The organism is Actinomycetota bacterium (assembly GCA_014360655.1).
In the GTDB taxonomy this organism is placed as follows: Bacteria; Actinomycetota; Geothermincolia; order Geothermincolales; family RBG-13-55-18; genus JACIXC01.
In genome coordinates this window covers 1-1,702 of sequence record JACIXC010000035.1, presented here as the reverse complement: position 1 = coordinate 1,702, position 1,702 = coordinate 1, and the positions used below count along the sequence as shown (strand labels likewise).

Below are 1,702 nucleotides of genomic sequence, written 5' to 3'. Positions count from 1 at the left end.
GGCCACCCCTACGGCCTTGAAAACCTTGCTGGCTACTCCCTCGAGGGGGCTTCTCAAGAGCCATCTCTTCCCGTCATCGGCTACCTCGATCTCGTAGACGGCCTCCAGGTCCTGCTTGAGCTGCTTCCACTCGCAGGGGAAGTCCAACCTCATCTTGAGTTCGTGCATGAGCAGAAGGGCCAGGAAGGAGCAGAAGACGTGTCCAGAGATGGTGGCGTCGTACTTGTGGTAGATGGGCCGGGTCTCGAGGGTATCCTTGGCCTCGCGGAAGATCCTCTCCACCCGCCACAGCTCTTTGTAGCGCAGTGCCACCTCCTCCGCTGAGAGGTCAGAGGTGGTTGTGAGCACCCACCTTCCGTCGTAGCGCTCTTCCGTCTTCACCCTCTCCCAGTCTATCTCCGGCTTCTGCCCCAGCTTGAGGTAGCGCCGGTAGCCCGAGTTGCCGATGAGGGACGCGGCGCCTCTCTTCAGCTTGGCCTGGAGGTCTTCCACGATGGCCTCCCTGGACCTGCGGTCATGCTCCGCTTCTTCGGGATTCACGCACACGATGTATCTCTTCCCCCCGTGCCTTACCTCTTTCACCTTGAGGTTCTCGGATACGGTGCGGAAGCGACCGGCCCGGGAGAGCACCTCGGCCATGGCTTTCTTCTCCAGGCGCATCTTCACCCCCAGGATGTAGGGGAAGCCGAGGGCGGTGAGCTTTTCTGCGTTCCTATCCCCCACCATGCCGCGGTCGGCAACGATACAGATATCGGATACCCCGAAGCGCTCTCGCAAGCGAGTGGCCACCGGTGCGATGGTGGCTGCGTCGGTGGTGTTGCCGGGCCACATAGGGCAGGCTATCGGCCTTCCTTCCCCGTCCATGACCACCCCCACCACCATCTGGTTCTCATCCGGCCTGCGGTCCTTTGAATACCCCCTCCGCCCCATGGTCTCTCCGCCCCTTCCCTCGAAGTAGAGGGAGGTGGTGTCGAAGAAGACCACGGATAGGGAGCTGAAGAGGTCGCGATTTCTGAAAAACAGCTCCTCCTCGAGCCTCTCCCTTTCTTCCCCCAGCCAGGCCATGGCGCGGTAGAGGTGGTGCAGGGAGAGGCCCACCGCTCCTGTGATGCGGAAGTCTCGGGCCTGCCAGTCGGAGGTGCGGTCCGATCCGGGGAAGAAGAGGCGGGAAAGCGTGGCCGCATATACTGCCCGCTCCACGGAGAACGAATACTTGCGTCCCGAAAGCAGCTTCCCTATGGCGACATCGCAACCCAGCTCCGACCAGAGCCTTCCCATGATGAGGTCGGGGCCGATCTTCTGCACCCGCTTCGCTTCGAGCTTTCCCTCCCGGAATTCCTCGGTGATCCGGACCTTGTCCGAGAAGCGCGAGAGGGACCTCAACACCCCTTCAATCTGGCCGGAGGCCTGCAGTTCTTCCTTCCTCCCCAGGGTGGCGATCACCCTCTGGCGTACTTTGGCCCCCTCGCGGTAGTTCTCCACCACCTGCAGGTAGGTACGGCTCTGGACGGTCTTCTCCCGGATAAACATACCATTACTAACTTACCATGCTATTATGCCTATTACAAGACTTATCTGCCTAATTACACCCCCTATTCGTGGCACTACATTTCAGCGCGTTTCACAAGCTAGAATTCATCTACCTGGACTTTTACACGCGAAATGGGTCGAAATCGGGGGTCAACTGTAGAAGATGAGTCTA

The 1,702-nt window shown here is 59.9% G+C and carries 1 protein-coding gene; it reads right to left on the bottom strand.

Annotated features, from left to right (window positions below; translation table 11 throughout):
• Window positions 1-1,530: IS1634 family transposase (locus tag H5T73_12815; protein ID MBC7248639.1), on the bottom strand; the 1,530-nt coding region annotated here is incomplete at its 3' end.
• Window positions 1,531-1,702: the final 172 nt, after the last annotated feature.